This is a genomic window from Streptomyces achromogenes, from assembly GCF_030816715.1.
GTDB lineage: Bacteria > Actinomycetota > Actinomycetes > Streptomycetales > Streptomycetaceae > Streptomyces > Streptomyces achromogenes_A.
This window is the reverse complement of sequence record NZ_JAUSYH010000001.1, coordinates 8,803,280-8,817,911: the sequence shown is the minus strand read 5'-3', so window position 1 is coordinate 8,817,911 and position 14,632 is coordinate 8,803,280. Positions and strand designations below refer to the sequence as shown.

Sequence of the window (14,632 nt, the reverse complement as noted above, 5' to 3'; positions counted from 1 at the left end):
CTGTGGGCATGATGGCTCTCCTCGCGTGGGGGATGCGGGTGCGGGCAGCCCCCGGCTGGAGTACAGGACATGGATGTCCCTGCGGCCGCGGGCTGCGGAACCCAGACTCAGGATGACCGGCGGCGCCCGCCAGACGAGGCACCCACTTGGCCGAGTCGCGTCCCCGGATCTGCTGACAACAGCACCGGTCCCGTGCCCGAGCCCGTCGTAAGCAGCGCAGCGCCGCGCCCCAGGCCGTCACCGCCACCGGCGCCGGGTCATCAAGGAAGCGCATCGGGGCGTCCAGCGGTCCAAGTGGCGTATCACGGCATGCGAGTGGAGGCGGATGCTGGTGGAGTCTGCTGTGTCCCTGACCTCCACTCATTGGAGATACATCATGCTGTCCTTCCGTAAGACCTTCGCGGGCGTTGCCCTTGCTGCTGCCGCGGTGATGGCCGGTCCCGGCATCGCCTCGGCCAACGACCACTCCGAGCGGGGCGAAGGGCCGGCTCCCTACGGGCAGTGCAACGACTTCACCACGCAGCTCGGAGTGGTGAATGTCAACGAGGGCCCGGTCTGCATCAACTTCGGCCCTCTCGACGAAGCAGGTGAGAACAAGGGCGGTGGCGACGACGTGAACTTCGACTGCAACGCAGCCGTCACCCAGGTCGGCCTGGTCAACGTCAACCAGGGCCCGGTCTGTATCGACTTCTGAACCGCACGCTGAGGGGCGGGCTGCCCGCAACCGACAACGGTTGCGGGCAGCCGCACGCGGCTGAGAAGGGCCGGCGTTCACCGCTCGCATCGCTGCGGCCCGTACCAGAAGCAATACACACGTATGAGTGGGTGAGGGACGGCCGCCCGGGAGACCCGGACAGCCGCCCCTTTCCTGCGCTGTGCGTGCCCGCTGTCCGTGGCGTCAGGCGAGGACGTCGCCGGAGTCGTCGGCCGTTCTCAACTGCGCCGACGAAACCGGCCGAGAAGGACCGGACGGGCCGGCGCGCCCTGGTCCTTGAGCGCCTTGGCGGCCAGGGCGGTGACGGCCGAGGAGTCCAGGCCCCCGGACAGCAGGCTGCACAGGGGAACGACGGGGATGAGCTGCCGGGAGACGATGTCCTCGAGGAGTTCTCATACGGTGAGGATCGTCCGGTCCGGGGGTCGATGTGCTCCTTGGCCTCCAGGGCCCCGTACCAGTGCTTGGTCGGTCCCTTGCGGCGCACACGGATGAAATGGCCGGGACGGACCTCGAACATGCCGGTGAAGATGGCGTGTTCGGGGGGCCTGACCATGTCGAGGATCTCACTGAGACCGTCGGCGTTGACGCGGCGCGGGATATCGGGGTTGGCGAGGATCGCCGTCCGAGATCGGCCGCTGCGGGGCCGTACGCGGTTCGGCGGGTCCGGGGCGTGCCGGGCGGTTCACCGGTGGCCGTGTGGGATCAGGTGTTGTCGGGCCAGGTAAGGCGTCGGGCGTGGTGGGCCCATACGGCGATGACCATGAGTGCGGCTGTCATGCCGCCCAGGGTCATGACCGTCGAGGGTGAGCCGGCGTCGACGGCGAAGCGAGCAGGGCGCCGAGGGAGATCGTGGCCTGGAAGGAAGCGGTGAACATGACGGACGCGGCTTCGGGGGTGTCGGGGCTCGCCTTGGTGAACCAGGTCTGGGACGAGACGGGAACGGCCCCGTAGGCCACGCCCCAGACGATGAGGAGAGCGACGGCTCCGGCTTTCCACTGCCCCAGCACGGGAAGGAGCAACGTGGCGGCCGCGATCATGCCGGCGGCCGTGCCGAAGGTGGCGCGCGGGTGGCGCGCGACCAGTGAGCCGCCGAGAAAGTTGCCGAGGATGCCCGCCGCGCCGTAGACGAGCAGGAAGACGGTGATCAGCCCGGAGCTGACGTCGGTGACCTCCTCGAGGAACGGTGTGACGTAGGTGTAGGTCGCGAAGTGCGCCAGCACGACCAGAACGGTCAGCAGCAGCGCGACGCGGGTGGCGACGCTGTTGAGCATGCCGCGCAGCACGGTCAGGCGGGTCGTCCGGCGGGGCGGCAGGGGCGGCATGACCATCAGCAGCATGATCAGCACGGCGACGGTGAGGGCGCCCATGGCGATGAACGCGGTGCGCCATCCGGCCAGGTCGCCGATGAAGGCGCCGGCGGGCACGCCGAATACGGAGCCGAGGGGGACGGCGGAGAAGATCACCGCTGTGGCCCGGCCGACGGATTCGGCGGGTACCAGGCGTTCGGCCAGGGAGGCGCCGATGGACCAGAAGCCGCCGATGACGATGCCGACGAGGACGCGGGAGAGCAGGACCATCCAGTAGGCGGGTGCTGCCGCGGCCAGGAAGTTGGCGACGGCGAGAAGGATCATGAAGACGCACAGCATCAGGCGGCGGTCGATCCGCGCGGTCGCCACCGTGACGACGGGCGCGGCGATCGCTGCGAGGAGGCCGGGCATGGTCATCATCAGACCGGCCATGCCGTCAGAGATGGTGAAGCCGGCCCCGATCTTGGTCAGCAGCCCGATCGGAAGGATTTCCGTGGTGACGATGGAGAAGATGCCCAGCGTCACCGCGACGACGGCCAGCCATCCGATCACCGGGGAGCGAGGCGGTAAGGCCGCCCCACCCAGGTCGTGCGTGGTGGCGGTGGTGGATGCAGCCATGGATTCCGTCCTGTGATGAGTGTGCTCTTGCGTGATCAGTTCAACAGGCGGAGCGGAACAAAGGCTGGCAGATCTCCGACATCAACGTCGCCTCCGCGGGTGACGTCGCAAAGCCGCTCACGTGCTCCGCGGTGGTTCTCGCAGGTCACAGGGTTGAGCGGGGATCTCTCGGTGAATTCCCGCAGCCGCGCAGGTCGTGCGCGCCCTGGGCAGGCCCCGGAGTACCGGGCCTTTTTCCTGCACGCGGACCGACGGCCTGCGAGCAAGAAGGCCCTTGTTAGCGGGCCTGTCATGCTGCGAGAAGTTTGGGGCGTTCGACGAGCGGCCGCGTTCGAAGCTTGCGCCGGCGCTGACGCTGACGAGAGCGACGAGGTGGAGTGCGTTCACGGCCCGCCACCGCTGCTGGGCGGACTCGACGAGTTTGTGAGTCCTCGCCACCACGTGGCGGGACGGGAGGAGGGCGTGGGCGGATTCCTCTTCGGACGTTGAACTGCCGTGCTGTTCAGACCTCTTACGCGTGTCTCGACTGATACCTATATTTGCCCCATGGTCACTCGAAGCACGAACCCGCTGGCGGGAGTTGTGTCCGCCACGGCAGCGGGTGGTCGGCTGGTGTTCGTGCCAAGTCGAGTCCGGGAGTTCGGTGTCACGCTCGGCGGGAGCGTCATGGTCCCGCTGTGGGTGGCGACCCCCCTGCTGCTGCCGATGCTGGTGATCGCCCTGCTCACGGAGTCCGGCTTGCTATGGGCCATCGTCTGGGCCGGTCTCGGGCTGACAGCCCTGGCCGTGATCGGGCTCGCCCTGGCCTTGACGTTCACCGTGTCGGCCACGATGGTGCGGTGGATCGAGTTCCGCCCTCAGGGGAATGCGAAACAACTCGTGATCGCGCGCTCCCTGCGTTCGTCGACCGTCGCTGCGGCTGATCTGCGACGCATCGTCGTCGTCGAAGAGCTCAGGCTGGGCCAACGAAAGTCGCTCCAAGTGGTGTTGCACACGCGTGGCGGGACGGTGCAGTGCGCGCCGGGGTTTCAGGCCCCGATGTCCCGGATAGGCGCAGAGGCACTGCTCGCCTGGTTGACCAGCCAACTCGGTTCGGCTGATGTAGCGGTGGAGTACCTGGCGAAGGTCGACCGGTACTTCGCATGCCCGGAGGAATGGTGGACGCGATCACACCTGGCTGCCCTGTGGCACGTGCCCGTCGGCGCGGTCGACGAGCTGGCTGTCCGCCACGGGGGGTCCGCAGCTACCAGTACACGCCCCGGGCCATGGCGCTGTATTCACCGGCCAAGACGATGACGGTCTACAACCCGGATCGGGCGTACGAAGTCGCGGAGGAACTCCGCGGGGAGACCAACACGACTCCGGAGGCCGACGCTCCGCAAGAGGATCCGCGCCCGTGATCGGGCAGACTGCCAGCACAGGCTCGTCCAGGGACATGGCGTCTTGATCTTGCTGTTGGGGTCGATGCTCAGGGCGATGACCCGGGCATGGAGGGTCGCGAGGGCAGCGGGTGGGGTGGTCGCCGGTGGGACGCTTTTGGCGTGCGCATCGAGCAGTCTCCAGATCTTCAGCAGGGTGCGGCGCATGGCGGTGCGGCTGCTGCCGAAGAGCACGGCGAGGGGGTCCGCGGCCAGGGCGACCTGGAGGTGAAGGATGGCTGCCAGGACCTGGTCGGGGGCGGCGAGCCGGGGCGCGCGGCCGCGCTTGACGTCGCCGTCTCAAAGTGTCGGTGAGAGCGCTCAGTTGCTGCCGGGACGTGCCATCAGAGCGGGGTCGGACGGGAGAGAGTGGTCCCACTCCGGGGCCGGATCCTGCGGAGCCCGGGGTGCTGGGACGGCTCGGCAGGGCTGGGGGTGCAGGGCATAGTCCGGTCGCCGTGGAAGGCGTGTCGGGTCAGTGGCAGGGACGCCATCTCCGCGTCGCCGATCTGGACTCCGGTGGGGTAGAGGCTGGTGTCCAGCTCGGCCATGACACGCAGTCCGGTGCGGGTGGCGGTCGTGGCGATGGACTGGACGATGACTTCATGGCTGGTCAGCGGGCGGCCACGCCAGTTCATCGTGATGTGGGAGAAGAGGCGGTGCTCGATCTTGTTCCCCTTCGGTGTGCCGGGCGGCAGGTGGCAGACGGTGATCGTGTCCTGTTTCGGCCGCGAGCCGGGCAAGTTCGAGCTTCTAGGCCCGGGTGCGGCAGCCGTTCGAGCCGCCCGCGTCGGCGGTGATGAGCAGTCGCGTCGCCTGCGGGCAGGCGACGCGGCCCTGGCCGCACCACCAGCGGCGGATCGATTGTCGTCCTGCCGCGCAGGTGGGCAGTGGAACGGTGTTGGTCGTGGATCGTGCGGGCCCGTCGGCACTGCCGGGACCACGAACGCCTGTCCCGGGCCTCCTGGCCGTTTTGCCCACGTCATAGTGGGTGGCGGGGTGTCGGTTCTTCGAGCCGCGCGGCCTGCCGGGGCCGGCCCGGTTGTGTGTCGGCGCACGGGCCGGACAGGGCAAGTTGGGGCGGAGGTTCCTGAACTCCCGGCGAACCCGGGCGGGAGTGAGCCGACCGAGCTCGGCGGCATTCTCCCAGGGGCGGCGGAGGTCAGCAGCGGCGGCCGGGTGAGGCGAAGCCATCGTCGGCGACTTCACCGAGGGCGCGAGGGCGACGAGCGGCTGGGAGGGCGACCCGGCGAACCGGACCTCATGCTGCGTCTGGGGCTGCACCGGCTGCCCGCCGCCGACTACCCGCGGCTGCGCGCCCTTGTCCCACGCCTCGCCGACCACGACGGCGAACGGGGTCTGGTGGAGGGTCTCGACAGCCTGCTGAGCCGCGTGTCCGAGCCTCCCCTTGACGCCTTCCACGACGGAAGAGCACGCTGAGAACACGAGGTACACATCGGACATACACCTACGTCGGCAAGTGCGTCGTCGACACCGCCGAGGTGAGTACGACGGCGCCCGGGAAGTGGCCGCCATGTCCAGCGAGAACAGCACCCTCCGCGTCCGTGTCACGGCCGAGGACGCCGACACGCTGCGAGCACTTCTGCGCGAGGTCCGTCCCGACGTCGGTGGCGGCGTCCGACGGAGTGAGGACGGCACCTTCGGCATCGACGCCTACGTGTCGCCCGAGCAGGCCGAGGCCCTCGACCGCGAGGGCGTGGTGGTCACCGTCCACGACGACGCCACGGCCACCGGCAGAGCCCGCCAGAGCGAGGTCGGCGAGGGAGACCGGTTCGCTCCCGAGGACGCGGTTCCGCACGGACTCGCCCTCAAGGCGACGCGCGCCTAGGAGGGACACATGCCGTATCTGAACGTCACCGAGGTCGAGTCGGCCGTGACCAGTCTGGCCGCTGTCTACCCGGCCGCAGAACTCACCGAACTCCCCGAGCCCTCCGTCGAAGGCCGGACCGCGCACGCCCTGAGGATCGGTACGGGAGGCCGGGACGTCAACGACGCCGTCGTGCTGATCGGCGGCGTGCACGCCCGCGAATGGGGCAGCTGCGAGATCCTGGTCAGCCTTGCGGCCGACCTCCTGGAGGCCCACCGCGACGGCACCGGACTCACCTACGGCGGCACCGCCTTCACACCCGCCCAGGTGCGCGGCATCCTCGAGGGGCTCGACGTCGTCGTCTTCCCGTTGGTCAATCCCGACGGCCGGCACTACAGCCAGACCGTCGACCCCCTGTGGCGAAAGAACCGCAACCCTGCGCTGTCCGGCGGCGACCCGGCAGGAGTCGGCGTCGACATCAACCGCAACTACGACTTCCTCTTCGACTTCGGGACCGCGTTCCACCCGGCCGCTCCGGTGCGGGTCTCGACCGACCCGGCACACCCCCAGCAGGTGTACCAGGGCCCCAGCCCTTTCTCGGAACCCGAGACCCGCAACGTCCGCTGGCTGCTCGACCGGTTCCCGCGCACCCGCTGGTTCGTCGACCTGCACAGCTACTCCGAGGACATGCTCTTCGTCTGGGGCGACGACGACAACCAGTCCCTCGACCCGAGCCGGAACTTCCAGAACCCGGACTTCGACCACAAGCGCGGACTGGCCGACGACCTGCTGTACGGGGAGTTCGTGCCCAAGGCCGACGCCGACGACTCCGTCGTCCTCGCGGAACAGTTCAGCCGGGGCGCGAAGGGCGTACGCGGCAAGGACTACACCCCGATGCCCGGCTTCGACCTGTATCCGACCTGCGGAACCAGCGACGACTACGCCTACGCGCGCCATCTCATGGAGTCGGGCAAGGGCAAGGTCCTGGCCTTCACGGTGGAATGGGGCAAGAGCTTCCACCCGCCGTGGCCCGAGATGGAGCGCATCATCCTCGATGTCGACGCCGGCCTGCTGCAGTTCTGCCTGACCGCTGTCACCTAGCCTCGCGTGTCACCTAGCCTCGCGCCCGCGCCTGACCGCTCCCGCCCGGGGCCGGGTGAGAGCGGTCAGGCGCGAGCCAGGCCTACGCGGCGCGGTGGAAGAAGAACGGGTCGATCGACGGCGGCACACGCGTCACGTTGTCCAGGTCGAACAGCTGGTGGCTGACGAAGTCGGCGTGCCGTTGGTACGTCACTCCCTCGGGGAAGTCGGCGGGGTCGGGCGTGTTGTTGCCGGAGAACACCCCGTAGAAGTCCCGGCCGACCGAGAGCAGCCGGATGTAGTCGCCCAGGTACGGCAGGAAGTGCGCCCGCGGCACGTCCGCCCGCGCCTGGTGCAGCACGTGGCGCTCCGCCGGGGTCTGCCAGCCGTCGCCGGTCAGCTCCAGCGTCGTCACCCACTGCCCTTGCTTGAATTGTTGGTACGCCAGCCCCAGCAGGGAGTCCGTACTGACCGCGAGCGCCGGGTTCTTGGCGTCGGTGACGGTGCGGGCATCGGCCGACCAGGTCTGCCCGTGGTCGGTGGAGTGGCGTACGTGCAGCGTGCAGCCGACCCCGGGCGCCGCGCCGCCGCGGTCGCACCAGGCCACCCACACGCCGGCCGGATCCGTCGGGTCCACCGCGATGGCGAGATCGCCGCCGAGGCGCTCCTGTCCCATGGAGGCGTTGAACCTCTCGGTGCGTTCTGCCGCCACCCGCTGGCCGATCTCGGAATCCTCGGCGTCCTTCAGATCCTGGAACGGGTTCGGCCCTACGCCCCCCTCGTCGTCACGGGTGACCACGACGTCGAACGTGATGTTCAGGATGTCCCCGCCGGCTTCGCCGACGTCGCGCCAGCTCTCGAAGACCGCGTACACCGTGCCGTCGGGATGCAGCGCGATCCGCACCGGCGGCCCGTCCTGGCCGGACGGCGCGCGCCGCTCGATCACGCTGGGCTTGAACCCGGCGGGCGCCGACGCCGTGCGAGCGTTGTCGGAGACGTCGACCGCGGCGGTCTGCGGCTGCCGACCCAGGTCATTGTTGGCGACGTAGACACGGTCACGGGTGCCGTCGTGCAGCCGGACGCTGCCCGCCACCACCCACGGCTGGTCCGGCCTGTCCCGGGTGACGAGGACTTCCATCGGAGCCGTCGAGGAGATGCCCGGCGAGCGCAGGATCTGCATGCGGGTCGTCTTGGCCGGGTGCCGTCCGCTGAGGATGCCCGCGTACAGGGCCCCTCCCTCGGACGCGAACCCGACCGAGATGTCCCCGGTGCCCGTCTCGGCGGCCGCGCCCGGGACGATGCTCCTGAGACCCCAGGTCTGCCCGCCGTCGGTCGACACGTAGATCGGGGCGAGAGGGCCTCCCATGGGGTCGGGCGTGAACGCGGTCGCGACGATCTCTGAGGGGCGTTCGGGATTGACCGCGAGGTTGGGCTCGGCGTCCTGGCTGCGGTCGCCGCTCAGCGCGGCGGGAGTGATGTTGACGACTTTGAGCGTGGGCATGCCCACTCACCTCCGTGCCGCCTGCAGCGTCTGAAGTTTCTGCACCGGCTGGTAGTCCCCGGGGTGAAGGATTTGGAACGGGGCCCACTCAGCCAGCGCTCCCTCGGTGGCGTGCAGCATCCACATCCCCTCCTGCGAGGGCTGTGGCTTGGGCGCCTGATACCACTGGAAGTCCCGGCTGTTGGGATAGAGCACCGTGATCCGCCCGGGAGCGAGCTCCCCCTGCTCCACATGAGACACGTCGAGCTGAGCGCGCCACCAGTCGGGGGCATGCTCGCTGAACCTCTCGTCGGGGGCCCGCCCGCTGCCCGCCTGCTCCAGGCCCACGACCACGGCGATCACGACCGCGTTCGCCTCGTCGGCGTGCGTGACCAGGCCCTCGTCCTCGATGTCGCGCTCGATCGCGGAGAACGGCATCGCATCGGCGGTCCTCGCGACCCGGGAGACGTTCGGGGCCACGGCGTCGGCGGGCAGGCGTCCGACCTCCCGGACGGCGAGCCCTTCGCCGTAGGCCATTCCGTCGGTGAAGAACGCGGCCGCGTCGCCGACGGCCGGCGGATCGAGGTCGTCCGACAGCTGAATGGTGACCTCGCTTCCCCCGAGCCTTGTGAAGGCGTCGGGTGCGTGCAGCACCGTGTCCACCTTGACCACAGCCGTGCGTTCGCCGGCCGGTACCTCCGCGAGCCGTGTGTCACCGACGCGGGTGACCGTGCCCAGGAAGCTCAGCGGAGTCCGCCGGACCAGTCCCAGCACATCTTCAGGACCATCGGGCATGACGGGCCTCCTCTCGCCTCAGCCGGCCGCGCTACCGCGAGGCGTGCGCCGCGGCCGGGTGGGTTCGCCGCCACTCCGTCCGGGCGCCGAGTGCGCACAAGACGGTGACCAGGGCCGTGACGGCCACGATGAGCCACTCGACGGCTCCGTTCCCGGCGTCGGGCTCGACGCCGAAGAGTGTTTCGATCCAGTCGCGCCAGATGAGCGTGACGAGGAAGAGCAGTCCGGAGAGGGCTCCCAGGGCGATCTCCGCCCAGAAACGCCTGCGGACCGGCCGCCCCTCCTGGAAGGCATGGAAGCCCATTTGGAGCCTCCCTTCTCTGCACCCGGGGACGAACCGTCAGGCCGCCCCGGACGGATGCCGGGCTCGCGACAAGGGCTCGGTGCCGGAGCCACCGCGGCGCCGGGCGCCCTCGGCGGGGCGAGCGGACGCAGCGGTGCTCGACGTACACCTACGTTGCACACGTACTGCGTATACCAGTCTCCGCGCCCTCAACGCCCAGGTCAAGCGGGTCTCTCGCCGGCCTCGACGCACCGGGAAGCCCAAGGAACAGCCCTGCCGGCTGAGCCAGGGCAGCACTCCGCGCAGCGCCGCCACGGACCGAGAGCGATCTCCGCCGTGGTGACGGTGGTCCGGAGGGTGTCAGTGGCCGGGCCTGCTCGAGCGCATCCGACAGAGGAGGGTCAGTACTTGGCGGCCAGACTTACCTGGGTGTCGCCGCCGGCCCCTTCGAGACGCCATCGCAGCCACTTGCGGTCCGGCGCGTTCGTGTTCACGGACAACCAGTGTCCGGGGACGACGGCACCGTGCCAGTTCTCCACCCAGAAGCACTCGTGGCCGCCTATGCAAAAGGGACCGACGCAGATGCACTCCCACACGTCGACGAACAGGGTGCCGTTGCGCGACCCTTCCGCTCCGACCATCGCAATCCCGGTCCCGTAGCCCACGGCGTGATCCGTGCCGCAGATGGCCCAGTCCCAGCCCTGCACACAGGCTTGGGCACCGTTGCAGAAAGTGTCCTTGAACCAGCTTTGTTCGCCCGTGGTGCGGACGATCCCCTCGCTGTAGTCGGCCGGTTCGCCTGCCAAATGCACTCCCGCCTCGGGCGGGGGCGCGATGTCGCCGGTGGTGGCGGGGAGTTGGTCGACAGCTCGTCCGCCTTCCACGATCGCCCGCACTCCGGAGGGAAAGTCGAGGATTTGCAAGGCGTGGTCGTCCCCCAGATCCATAATGGTGCTGGCTCGCGGCGGCAGCCCGCGCTTGATGCGGCTGTTGGTAATGGTCATCGCAGCTTTCCTCCCTGTAACACCGAAGCGCGCCGGTGACACGATCGGCAAAGGCGGGTGTGCTGAAAGGAATTGGGGAGATCGTCAGAGGCCCGGTCACGGACTCACGCCCGTTCGTCTCCATCACTCTTCAGTCTGGCACGTAGCACGCCCACTGTCGTGCCGGCCCGCACCGTTCGTATTTCACCCGCCGCTTGCTCCCCGCCGCCACAACGACGCCGCCACATAATCCCGCGCCGACACTGGCCTACCCACCGGTCCGTCGCCCCCCGCGCGGCCAGCGCCAGCACGAACTCATCCACCCCCCTGCCACGGCAGGCACCGCCTGGTTCTGGATGGGCGCGCGATATTCCTTCGTGACCGCAAGGACCAGAGGAGGTCTCAGGCGCAGGAGGAGGCTGACGACGAGAGCTGAGTGAACAGCAGCGCACGGCCCACCCGCTGGGAAGGAAGCCGTTCCTCGCCAGGCCTTGACGATTTCCTCGAGAGTGGCACCGGGCCATCGGCCACACGATCCCGGAGAAGACCGACAGCCAGGTCGCGCGCCTGCGAAAGGCCTCGCGCGGCGGACAGCCGCCCGGCTTCGACGAAGACCGACCGCTACAAGAAGCGCAACACCGTCGAACGGGCGATCAACCGCCTGAAGAGTCCCGGGCGGTCGGTGAGGTCGACTCGGGGCGCCCTGCTGGTGTTTCCACCCGTGGGTTTCCCCGAGCCGCCTCCCGAACCCGGCGTGCCCGTCTCCGGGCACCGGGCTCTCCACAAATCCCGTTCCGGGGTGTTCAGTTCCTCATGCCGTAGTGGGCCACGGAGCCGGAATGAGTTTTCCCCGGTATCGGTATCTGGTCGTGCTTACCTTTGCCGGGTTGAACAGTTCCGCTTCCTTTGTGACGGGCCACCAGCCGCCGCCGTAATAGCGTCGACGGAGCTGTTTCCAAGTGATCCCGGGGTGCTTGCGTCGGATCCATCGTGTCACCCTCATCCACGCGTAGTGGCTGAGGTAACAGAAAGCGACGTTCGAAACTCCGGGGCGGAAATACGCGCACCATCCTCGCAACACCGAGTTCAGTCGGTGGAGCAAGGACTCCAGCGACAAGCCGACGTTCTGCCGTCCGGTCAGTTCCTTCACCTTGCCCGTGACGGAACGTACTGATTTCCGTGCCGGGTAGGTGTAGATGTACTGCCGATCAGTGCCAAGTTTCCGGTGACGCTGGATGCGCCATCCGAGAAAATCAAGGCCCTCGTCAATGTGCGTGATCTTTGTCTTCTCCACCGACAGGCGAAGGCCCATTGGCTTCAATGCCTCTGCGACCTCGTCGCGTAGTTCCTCGGCATGATCTCGGCGCCCGAAGACGAGTACGAGGAAGTCGTCCGCATACCGGACCAGCCGGTAGTTGGGCAATCCTCGGCGCCGTCTCCTGCGCCGATCCTCGGAGGTGCCATCTGGGCCTCCGAGGCCCTGGGCGATGTGCTCGTCCAGGACCGAGAGTGCGATGTTGGCCAGCAGCGGCGACAGGATCCCGCCCTGCGGGGTCCCGGTGCGTGTGTCCGTGAAGGCTCCGTCACGGGACAGGATCCCAGACTTCAAGAACGCCTTCACCAAGGACAACACCCGTTTGTCCCCGATTCGATTCCGCACCCGCTCCATGAGGGCCGGGTGCGCGATCTCGTCGAAGCACGCCGTGATGTCGCCCTCCACCACCCACTCGTATCCGTGGCTGGCGAGGTAGCGAGTCTCGGCGATCGCATCGTGAGCTCGGCGGTTCGGGCGGAACCCATAGGAACACGGGAGGAAATCCGCTTCGAATACCGGCTCCAGCACCAGTTTCAAGGACGCCTGGACCACTCGGTCCGCCACGGTCGGAATCCCGAGACGACGAAGCTTGCCGTTCGCCTTGGGAATCATCCGCTCGCGGACAGGAACCGGATGGAAGCTGCGGTCTCTGAGCTGGGTCCGCAGCTTGTCGAGAAACGCCTCGACTCCCTGCCCGGCTTCGATGGAGCGGGCGGTCTTCCCGTCTACTCCGGCCGTGCGGGCACCCTTGTTTCCCCGGACACGGTCCCACGCCACCAACAGGAAGGCAGGGTCGGCCACGAGGTTGAACAGGTCGTCGAACCTGCGATGAGAATCATCGGCAGCCCAACGGTGCAGCTTGGTCTGGATCTCCAGTACCCGGCGTTCGGCCTTCATCAAGGCCCATTCCAGCTCGTCGGTATTCACCGGCGACAGCCTCCTGGCATTCCAGTTTCCTTACTGCTGACTTGCTGGCCCCCTTCCCCATGTGACCGGCTTTCCCGGCCTCGGAGTACTACGAAGCCTCCGTCCTGCCCGACGGCCATCAGCCGGCGATGGGCCTGCTCCCGATCGAACTGGATGTCCGATATGAGGGCGACCGCGGACAGTTCCCACGTTCACCACGAAATCGATCGACAGGTGAGGTGCCCAGCTCTACCCCGGCAGCATCGCCACGCTTACGCCGCAGACTTTCGGCGTGGCCTCCCCACCGATGAGTAGAGTCGGCTTCGGAGTCGACCACCGACGAGCGCTGGTGGTCGTGCACTGCGTCCGGCCCAGATCCGCCAGGTTCGAGCCGGTGTCGTAATTACGGGGCGTCAGGCACTGATTTCTCGCGTGCACCTTCCTGTCTCGCTAGCCGGACCCGGGTCGTCTGGCAGTACCAACCCGTCCCGGCGTTGTCGGGGCTGCTTACCGCTCGGCTCGGCATCCCCCGAACCGAACTGCCCCCAGCTTCAACCGGATTGCTACGACAACCCGGTGGTGAAGGTCTCTCACCTCACTCGATTCCATGGCGCCTCGTGGCGCACCCACCCGCTACGACAAGCGCGGGTACGTCTTCCTCGGCACCGCCACAGCAGCAGCCTTGGTCATCTGGTTGCGAACTTGACAGCCCGGACAAGTCCTAGACCGCGGCGAGCAGCACGGTCAGCAGTACCCACCCGACGGCCGCCGGGACGATGATTTCGTATGCCCAGCGCACCTCTGGCCGGCCTGACCCTTCTTGGTCGTGGCGCCTGCCTCCTGGAGGGCACGCAAACTGTCGGTGGTTCTGCCGGACCGCGGCCGTAGGCGTTCCGTCTCCGCGCTTGGCGCATCGGGCCGTCCCGCGTCGAACAGCCCTCGGCGGTTAAGGGGCTGGCCACCCGCAACCAGCGAGGACTCCACCATCCTCAGCTGCTCGTAGCCGGCTTGTCTGACGCCACGCACGGAGACCGGGACGGCCCACAACTGGTACTTGGCGCCGGTCTGGCCGAAGACCTCGTTGGAGTGACCTGCCCGCAGGCCGGAGACGGTGCCCCAGGGCAGGGTGATGGTGCGAAACGGGTTGCGAAGCGCAACCGGTGGTCGTCGGCGAAGACTGCCGGCCGCATGGTGAAGGCGATCAACAGGGGAATGACCAGCAGCATCCCTGCCAGCGCTCTCCAGGGCGTGCCGCCTTTCGGCGCTGACGACTGTGCTGATGCCGAGCCACAGGAAGACAACAAGCAGTACTGCCCCTGTGGCGATGCCGACGGGCGACCGGAAGATCCGGTCGGTGGTGGCGGGCCGCGCGGTGGTCGGCGGTAACTGCGCCTCGGGTGTCGACATGCGTGCAGTGTTCCGGAACAACCCCCACAAACCGTCCGGCACCAGACAGTCCACCACCGCCAGCACATCGCCAGCCTAGTGAACAACCCAGTTTAGACAGTCTCTTAAGGACCCCGTTTAGGACCCCCTCCTATCCTGCTCACACCACAACACCCCCAACAACAAAACAAACCCCCCACATACCCCGCACCCACACCCGCACTCAAAGGAGACGCCACATGCATCAACCCAACGCCATACTCAAAGGCGGACCCACCTTCCAACTCACCGACGAAGACCGCATCCGCTTCATTGCCGACACCACCACCAAAGTCAAAATACTCAAAGGCAACCGCTACGAACACTTCGAACCCACACACACCACCATCACCAACAACAACCAACAACTCCACGTCTACACCTGGACCGGCTACACCTACGTCGCCGAATAACCACACGCACCCACGGCACCCCATCCCCCCACAGCAACCACTCCAGTGACCCGAAGGGAAAACGGA

General features: G+C 67.9%; 14 protein-coding genes and 5 pseudogenes. 7 read left to right on the top strand and 12 right to left on the bottom strand.

Features of this window, described 5'->3' with window-relative positions:
* Positions 1-376 precede the first annotated feature (376 nt).
* Positions 377-694, top strand: a complete 318-nt coding sequence (locus QF032_RS38745) for a hypothetical protein (protein WP_307049357.1) — start codon at positions 377-379, stop codon at positions 692-694.
* 239 nt (positions 695-933) lie between these two features.
* On the opposite strand, the gene QF032_RS38740 is transcribed toward QF032_RS38745, so the two are convergent.
* The 3 genes and pseudogenes from QF032_RS38740 to QF032_RS40975 all read right to left on the bottom strand — a co-directional run.
* Entirely contained in the window at positions 934-1,059 is a 126-nt protein-coding gene (locus tag QF032_RS38740) for an asparagine synthase-related protein (protein WP_307050533.1), read from the bottom strand.
* A gap of 358 nt (positions 1,060-1,417) precedes the next feature.
* Positions 1,418-2,640 (bottom strand): annotated as a pseudogene (locus QF032_RS38735) (MFS transporter).
* Positions 2,641-2,929: 289 nt separating this feature from the next.
* Positions 2,930-3,078, bottom strand: a pseudogene (locus QF032_RS40975) (IS256 family transposase); the annotation flags it as partial.
* A gap of 108 nt (positions 3,079-3,186) precedes the next feature.
* Here QF032_RS40975 and QF032_RS38730 point away from each other — a divergent pair.
* The gene (locus QF032_RS38730) at positions 3,187-3,936 is read left to right on the top strand and encodes a hypothetical protein (RefSeq protein WP_307059770.1); all 750 of its coding nucleotides are present in this window, start codon (positions 3,187-3,189) and stop codon (positions 3,934-3,936) included.
* Positions 3,937-4,181: 245 nt separating this feature from the next.
* Entirely contained in the window at positions 4,182-4,373 is a 192-nt protein-coding gene (locus QF032_RS40970) for a hypothetical protein (protein WP_307049350.1), read from the top strand.
* A gap of 63 nt (positions 4,374-4,436) precedes the next feature.
* Here QF032_RS40970 and QF032_RS40965 read toward each other — a convergent pair.
* Positions 4,437-4,943, bottom strand: a pseudogene (locus tag QF032_RS40965) (ISAzo13-like element transposase-related protein); the annotation flags it as partial.
* Positions 4,944-5,015: 72 nt separating this feature from the next.
* Positions 5,016-5,231: pseudogene (locus tag QF032_RS38715) on the bottom strand (NF041680 family putative transposase); the annotation flags it as partial.
* A gap of 90 nt (positions 5,232-5,321) precedes the next feature.
* On the opposite strand from QF032_RS38715, the gene QF032_RS38710 reads away from it, so the two are divergent.
* The 3 genes from QF032_RS38710 (at position 5,322) to QF032_RS38700 (ending at position 6,987) form a co-directional block, all read left to right on the top strand.
* The gene (locus QF032_RS38710) at positions 5,322-5,498 is read left to right on the top strand and encodes a hypothetical protein (protein ID WP_307050582.1); all 177 of its coding nucleotides are present in this window, start codon (positions 5,322-5,324) and stop codon (positions 5,496-5,498) included.
* 94 nt (positions 5,499-5,592) lie between these two features.
* Complete coding sequence (locus QF032_RS38705) at positions 5,593-5,907, top strand: hypothetical protein (protein ID WP_306945121.1); 315 nt, start codon at positions 5,593-5,595, stop codon at positions 5,905-5,907.
* A gap of 9 nt (positions 5,908-5,916) precedes the next feature.
* Positions 5,917-6,987 (top strand): M14 family metallopeptidase, encoded by a 1,071-nt coding sequence (locus tag QF032_RS38700; RefSeq protein WP_307059768.1) that lies wholly within the window; start codon positions 5,917-5,919, stop codon positions 6,985-6,987.
* 82 nt (positions 6,988-7,069) lie between these two features.
* Here QF032_RS38700 and QF032_RS38695 read toward each other — a convergent pair whose 3' ends face one another.
* The 7 genes and pseudogenes from QF032_RS38695 to QF032_RS38665 form a co-directional block, all read right to left on the bottom strand.
* Positions 7,070-8,467 carry a hypothetical protein gene (locus tag QF032_RS38695; RefSeq protein WP_307049346.1) on the bottom strand — a complete coding sequence of 466 codons (1,398 nt, stop codon included), beginning with the start codon at positions 8,465-8,467 and terminating at the stop codon, positions 7,070-7,072.
* 6 nt (positions 8,468-8,473) lie between these two features.
* Positions 8,474-9,241: a hypothetical protein gene (locus QF032_RS38690; RefSeq protein WP_307049344.1), complete on the bottom strand. Its 768-nt coding sequence runs from the start codon at positions 9,239-9,241 to the stop codon at positions 8,474-8,476.
* Positions 9,242-9,272: 31 nt separating this feature from the next.
* Entirely contained in the window at positions 9,273-9,545 is a 273-nt protein-coding gene (locus QF032_RS38685; protein WP_307049342.1) for an ABC transporter permease, read from the bottom strand.
* A 225-nt stretch (positions 9,546-9,770) separates the two neighbouring features.
* Positions 9,771-9,860 (bottom strand): annotated as a pseudogene (locus QF032_RS38680) (polysaccharide deacetylase family protein); the annotation flags it as partial.
* A gap of 65 nt (positions 9,861-9,925) precedes the next feature.
* Positions 9,926-10,528, bottom strand: coding sequence for a hypothetical protein (locus QF032_RS38675; RefSeq protein ID WP_306945110.1), 603 nt, complete (start codon positions 10,526-10,528; stop codon positions 9,926-9,928).
* A 790-nt stretch (positions 10,529-11,318) separates the two neighbouring features.
* A complete protein-coding gene (gene ltrA, locus QF032_RS38670; protein ID WP_307054263.1) occupies positions 11,319-12,749 on the bottom strand; it encodes a group II intron reverse transcriptase/maturase in 1,431 nt (476 codons plus the stop codon).
* A gap of 723 nt (positions 12,750-13,472) precedes the next feature.
* Positions 13,473-14,201, bottom strand: coding sequence for a PH domain-containing protein (locus tag QF032_RS38665; protein ID WP_307059766.1), 729 nt, complete (start codon positions 14,199-14,201; stop codon positions 13,473-13,475).
* A 152-nt stretch (positions 14,202-14,353) separates the two neighbouring features.
* On the opposite strand from QF032_RS38665, the gene QF032_RS38660 reads away from it, so the two are divergent.
* Positions 14,354-14,566 (top strand): DUF5988 family protein, encoded by a 213-nt coding sequence (locus tag QF032_RS38660; RefSeq protein ID WP_306945106.1) that lies wholly within the window; start codon positions 14,354-14,356, stop codon positions 14,564-14,566.
* Positions 14,567-14,632 lie beyond the last annotated feature (66 nt).

Bases quoted from the DNA above. Each gene is read 5' to 3' on its own strand.
- QF032_RS38660 (WP_306945106.1), top strand. From the start codon at position 14,354: ATGCATCAACCCAACGCCATACTCAAAGGCGGACCCACCTTCCAACTC.
- QF032_RS38675 (WP_306945110.1), bottom strand. From the start codon at position 10,528: ATGACCATTACCAACAGCCGCATCAAGCGCGGGCTGCCGCCGCGAGCC.
- QF032_RS38730 (WP_307059770.1), top strand. From the start codon at position 3,187: ATGGTCACTCGAAGCACGAACCCGCTGGCGGGAGTTGTGTCCGCCACG.
- QF032_RS38710 (WP_307050582.1), top strand. From the start codon at position 5,322: ATGCTGCGTCTGGGGCTGCACCGGCTGCCCGCCGCCGACTACCCGCGG.
- QF032_RS38745 (WP_307049357.1), top strand. From the start codon at position 377: ATGCTGTCCTTCCGTAAGACCTTCGCGGGCGTTGCCCTTGCTGCTGCC.
- QF032_RS38700 (WP_307059768.1), top strand. From the start codon at position 5,917: ATGCCGTATCTGAACGTCACCGAGGTCGAGTCGGCCGTGACCAGTCTG.
- QF032_RS38690 (WP_307049344.1), bottom strand. From the start codon at position 9,241: ATGCCCGATGGTCCTGAAGATGTGCTGGGACTGGTCCGGCGGACTCCG.
- QF032_RS38695 (WP_307049346.1), bottom strand. From the start codon at position 8,467: ATGCCCACGCTCAAAGTCGTCAACATCACTCCCGCCGCGCTGAGCGGC.
- QF032_RS38685 (WP_307049342.1), bottom strand. From the start codon at position 9,545: ATGGGCTTCCATGCCTTCCAGGAGGGGCGGCCGGTCCGCAGGCGTTTC.
- QF032_RS38705 (WP_306945121.1), top strand. From the start codon at position 5,593: ATGTCCAGCGAGAACAGCACCCTCCGCGTCCGTGTCACGGCCGAGGAC.